Annotated in this window: 2 protein-coding genes; both read left to right on the top strand. The window is 55.5% G+C overall.

Annotation, left to right across the window (positions count from 1 at the left end):
- Window positions 1-3,384: 3,384 nt before the first annotated feature.
- Window positions 3,385-4,215 carry a heteromeric transposase endonuclease subunit TnsA gene (locus AB3X89_RS29865; RefSeq protein ID WP_368586492.1) on the top strand — a complete coding sequence of 277 codons (831 nt, stop codon included), beginning with the start codon at window positions 3,385-3,387 and terminating at the stop codon, window positions 4,213-4,215.
- 25 nt (window positions 4,216-4,240) lie between these two features.
- On the top strand, window positions 4,241-5,929 hold the full coding sequence (locus tag AB3X89_RS29870; RefSeq protein WP_368586493.1) for a hypothetical protein: 1,689 nt from the start codon (window positions 4,241-4,243) through the stop codon (window positions 5,927-5,929).
- Window positions 5,930-6,000: the final 71 nt, after the last annotated feature.

Raw genomic sequence — 6,000 nt, forward strand, 5'->3', positions numbered from 1 at the left:
GAGCGCAAGCAATCCACGTTCCGGATTGGATCGCATGAGGTGTTTCCTTGCTATCAGCGACGTGACGCGAACAAAAACAGTTATGTCAGGTCCGATGGAAATTGCCGTCGAACCATCTACGCGGGACGCCATTCGTCTTCAGCGTGCGATCCCAACGCCTGCGGACGCAGGCGTGCTCACGCGCGGTTCGAACTGAGACGACCTCTCCGACGCGGGAAGTTGTAAGGGTGCTGGACTATATGGCGTTCAATCCAAACAGGTCTTGGTGCGGACCCGAGTCGGGGGCCATCATCATCAACTAAGCCACTGTTTGTCAGCATCTCAGCATCAGTTGGTTTCGGGGAACAAAACAGCCTATTTTGTTGAAAAACTCCGCTGCAAGGAGATCAGCGAGGATTTCAGAGGTCCTCTCACCCTTACCCGAGGCTCACGAGCGGCATGTAGAGCGATCTAAGAGGCCGATTTTTCTGCGGCGGGTCCGGTTCCGTAGAAGGGGGAGTTTTTAAACACAATACACTTGAAGGGCGCCGCTGAGTCTGCGCTGGGCCGACGAACTGTTGAGGGCCGTAAGTACGCGCTCGCCGATGTGAGAGTCGCCGCTCTGGAGCCGGCTCGGGTGAACGGCCGCTTAGCATCGTGTAGTCGCCCGGTGAGGGTCGGTACCTGAGCGTCTGCATTGGCCGAATCGCGCGCGTTCTACTTACTCGGACCCGAGTTTTTCGTTGTATCTCGTACGCCACGAGTTCCATATATAGCAGATGGGCCACTTGTTCCTCCGCGAGATGAGGATCGCCTCATTATTGGACTGCTGAGCACGGAGACGAAACCCCGTGGACGGGTAGAGCCTGGGCGTTTCGTGGGCACCGTCGGTCGATGGATGGCGAGCGGAACCCAGCGTGCGACGAACGAATCCCATCGTTCCGATGGGGTCGCTGAAAAGCGACCCGATTCAGATGCCTCGATCGCATGCTGAGATGGGCGCTCCGGACGCCACGAATCATTCGCATTTTGCGAAAAAACACATTCGCCAGCACTGATCGCCAACGGCTTCACCTGCGTCCCGAAAGGTCCAATTTGCGCCCGTACCTCGTCCGTCAGGTCCCGAATAATGCGGCCGTGCCAACGGCAGAAGGCGTGCGTGTCCCATTCCTGCCGAGAGTACGGAAATACTTGTGCATTGCGTCAATAGGTTGGCGTGCACTAGATTTCAGGGCGCGAGGCGAGAACATTTACGTTGCGGCGCATCATTTTGATGCTGCAGCGCAAGAAAAATTGCTTTAAGAGTCGGACTGCTAGCAGACCGCTTCTGTGAGTTTTTCTCGCACGAGCCCCCACACGATGACCTAGTGCATGCCTCCCTGCTCCTGAAAATGCAGTGTCCGTCTACGCTGAAAATGCCCTCACGTCGCGTGGGCCGATTAAGCTTCAATAGATCTTGTCTGCTGGCGCTGGCTGCAAGCCAATTGTTGCGGCCCGGTCCGGACGGTGCACACGTTTTCACACTAACATATGGCATAGAACTCGCCGATGTCTAGAAAGTCCTTAATTGATAAGGATAACAAACTATTAAAATGCACGTCACGAGGATGTCAAGTCATAGTCTATCGAGAAATAAGGAATGTACGAAGAGTATTGCCGCGATGGCAATCATTCATCAGAAATTGGCTACTATCACACATTCTCACATCGTATCGAAAACTACAAGGGCGCACGGCCGCGCGTGAAATTGCGTCCTTGGAACATATAGCGTGAAAATATAATGCGATATTGAGAATCGGGCCTACCTGCCAATCGGAGAGTAGCTTAAGAACTCCACGCTATGACGAATAAATCTCATACGTCTTAACGCACCTTAATCCACCGACGAAATTTACCTCTTGTAGCTTTGAAAAAGATGTGCTCTTCTGCATTCTGCTTGGGATTGTGGTCGGTCGCTCGGATGGAAGATCGACTCGCGGACGCCTCAGTTCCAACGCTTTCATCTCCACCCGCGGTAGCGGCAAAGCGGTGGGTCCGATGAAACTGTGACGACGCAAAACATGTGAGCCAGCGGCAGATTTTCGACCGCCGACTCGCAAGTGCGAAAGGAGGTATGTAGCGAGCGATTGTTTTCCGGCGACTGGGTGACCCGGACGTCTATGTCCGATTGTTACGCAACGCGCGGAAGGGATAGGTGCGGCCAAAAAGCTCCCGCACAAAGAGAAACGGATGCACCGTCGGCAAACGGGGCATCCGCTATTGTCGGCCCCGGACAGCGAGCCATGTACTGCTTGCTTGCAGCGCTTATGGTCGCGCGGACGAGGCTATTTGTCAACCATTCTCCGAAGGAGAAGGGATATGCTTTCGTCTAATGATTGCCCGCAAGTGCACGATCAGGCCATCGTCGGCCGAGGAAGCCTTGTAGGGCTGCGGAGAGGGTCGCCGGAATATCATTCCAGGCTGCTCGATCGGCGATCTGCTGTCCAGCAGCAGCCTGCAACTGTCGTAGACGACTTCCGCCGCGCCAGCCCTCCCGTTGAATGTCGCGATGACGTTCCGACCGAGGTTCTCATGTTCAACGGCGCGCGGTCAGGGGATCGCCTATTGGAGTTGGACAGTTTGGCGAACCGTGTCGCGTGCATCTCACCACGTTATCGGCTGATTGCCCATAGGCACTGCCTGCTTAGAAACACCCTGTCAGTGAGCCTTGACGCCGCGTTGGAGAGAATGGCAACGGGAGAACCCTTTAGGGACGCAGCGGTCATCGCGCTGGATGCCCCCGATGAGGATTGTCAGCACCTAATCCGGACGGCGGCCCTGATTGCAATTATCGTCGCTCGTGGAAGCTTGGTCATCTGCGCGGTTGATCCTTGTCGAACGCAGGCTAAGCTGCTCAAGTTTGTCCTAGTGAGCCTCGGACTCAGGCTGAAGGAGCTCTCCTTCGAACCCCGGCGGAGCGCATCCGCGTCCTCCAGCTCGAACGCTGAGAAACCTCCCAAAACTCGTGACGCGAATCGACAGAAGCCTGTGGCTACTCACGCCGTCAGTGAGCCTTTGCGTCCCACGATTAGCATCCTCGCGGACTATCCGGGACCGAAGAAACTGAATGTCGACCCGGCACGCATTGATGCTCTTATGGACTCTTCAGCCCTTGCTTGGGAGGCAGCGCGGCGGGTCGCATGTACCGCCGCATACTGCAACGACTTTGCGATTGGCCGATTGTTGCAAGAGCGTCGCTTGCGGTAATCGTCTGGTCTCCAAGATCGCTGGTCCCATAGGGGCAAAGCAGCGCCTGATCGGTGCTGCTTCGTCACACCAGTGGTCCAAAGCGAAAGGCTGTATTTCCAACTCTGCGCCGGATGCTTCATAGCACGGCATCCGGCGCTTCTCTTGCTGGAGGCTCAAATGACGAAGCAAGCGTTAAAAAATGAAAAGGCAACGCTGGCACGCAAGCTCAAGGAACAGGCGAAAGCAAACAGCGAAGGATTTCACTACCGGTGGCGGCATACGGGGGAGATGCGAGGGTCCGGAATCAAAACACGGTTGTATTGCGAGAAGGCGGCGCTTGGGGAGTTGCACTTAATGTCCGCGGCACAGCACGCGGAATTCCTGGAAGGTTGGCACCGCAATGACGTAAAGGTCATCTACGAACATGTCGCTCTTGACCGCGATAAAACGCAACGAGCGGCGGCATCTATTAATGTACGTCATCCGTTCTATCCGCGGATTGGTGACGCAGCGGTACTTAGCACCGACCTTGTTTACGTCACGGAACGAGGGGCGCTCCATAACCGCGAGGCGAAGTCCGTAAGGTCCTGTGGCCGACGAACTGAAGGCAGGCTGACGCGTTCGCAACGGATTGAACAGAAGACCTGGGAAGCCGATGGAGCCTCGTACTCGGTGGTCAGGGCCAACGGCATGCATGCATCGCGTTCAAGAAATTTGGACTGGATCTTCCGGGCGTACAACGACATGCTCAGGCGGAAGCTGTCTGACGGCGAGGTAGCGGCGCAGCACGAGTTCCTTCGCCTCGTCCGACGGCAGAAAGGGATGCGCGTTATCGAGGCATGCAGACTCATTGACCGGACGCTTGCCCTTGCTGCAGGTTCCGGCGTACGCGCCTTCCGGCAACTTGCGGGCACCCAACTGTTGGCGTTTGACCTCACCGTTCTTGACCCTCTGAACTTATGCCTCGAAGAAATCTGGCGGCCAAACCTGACAAAGCAACAACGTTAGGACGGTCATCTTAAAGGAGGCTCGAATGCAAGTGCAATCGACGTGTTCATGCGCGGTCGCCGTTGGTGAGGTGCTAAAAGAGCGCACCGGTGACCGCATCTATATTGTATTGAAAACTGGCAAGAGCTCTAGATGGACCCATCTGATCGACATCGAGCATAAGGCGAAGTCGGCATCCTGCCGAAGGGCATTACCGTTTAAGCTTAGAACGGACGATCTGCTGCTGCGACTCTCCACGAATGTCGAGCCTGAACTCGCGCTCGAAAAACTGCCGAAGCACCCAGGTAATGTGTCCGAGCGGAGGCGTGTACTGGCTTTCTCCCCGTCGCGGAGGTCTGAAAAATTCCAGGAAACTGCCGATGATCCGACCAAGTCAAGAGGCTGGCAGATCATCACGGGACTGTTGACCTTCGACCTCCCGTTCGATGATGACGGAACGCAGCCTTCGCCTTCGATCTACGGAGATCAGTTTGAAGAGTTGCTTCACAAGGAAACACGCAGGACAAGAATTTTGCGATATTGCGCAGTTGCGGGCATATCGGAAGACACTTCTTATAGAACGCTTAGGCGCTTTTGGCAGCAGGGAATGACGCCGGCGGCGGCCTCTGATGATTACGACCGGTGCGGCGGAAAAGGGAATCCGCGGCAGTGGAAAAAAGCAGGTGGGTCGACACCAAAACGCAGGAAAATGAAGGCCTCAGCCCGGGGGAAGGAAGTGCTGCGGTTGCTGGCGCTGGCAGCTGATTACTATGCTTCTTTCGCGTACTCGAAAGGAACGAGATCACAGAAGACGCTCGAGCAGGCCTTAAGCTGGATACGGTCGACCTTTCTACGTGATAGGGTGGTCTACAACGACAAGGGGGAAATGCTCGAACTGACACTCAAGGGTCGTATCGTTTTGACAGCAAGACAGCTGCAATACTACATCTATCAAAACTACACCTATGAGGAACGACGCATCCATAAGGTTGGCCTCAGACAATATCTGCTTCACGAGCGCCCACTGACTGGCCGACTTCGAACGTCGAGAGGGCCCGGCGAGCGTTTCCACATTGACGCGACGATCGCAGATATTTACCTCGTGGGTCAAGTCTTGCGGACCAAGGTTATCGGCAGGCCGGTTCTCTATCTCGTAGTCGACGACTACTCGGCAATGGTCGTCGGGTTCTATCTCACGTTCGATCCACCGTGCTGGGACGGGGCGATGATGGCCCTTGCCAATGCAATCAGTCCAAAGGTCGCTTTTTGCCGATCGCTGGATATATACATCGAAGAGAGCCAATGGGACGCAAGTCGCATGTGCGAAATCGTTTATGCCGACCAGGGAGAGGTCAGCAGCGTTCATAAGGCACATCCCCTCATCACGTATTTTCGCGTAGAGGTATCGAATGCGCCGGCTTATCGTCCGGACCTTCGAAGCATAATGGAGCGGCGATTTGGAATCATCCCGGCCATCTGGAACGCGCTCGTTCCGGGGATTGTCGAAAAAGGATCATTCGAACGTGGTGTTGAACACCCCGCATATGACGCGGCGCTCGACATTCAGGAGTTCAGGCGGGTCGTCTGCTATGCGGTGCTGAACTACAACAACCGGATCATCCGTGGCTATCCCACACCCCCGGAGATGGTTGAACGCGGACTTGCTCCGACACCCCTAACAGCCTGCGGAAGTACCGCTGAAACGCGTCATCGCGCTGCGTTCGTGAAGCGTTGATAGAAGGAGCCCAACAACCCGATGGAGATTATGCGCGGCGCCGACACATTCACCGAGAGTCTGTTTTCCAT

This window comes from Paraburkholderia sp. BR14320 (genome assembly GCF_040948665.1).
Taxonomy (GTDB): domain Bacteria; phylum Pseudomonadota; class Gammaproteobacteria; order Burkholderiales; family Burkholderiaceae; genus Paraburkholderia; species Paraburkholderia youngii.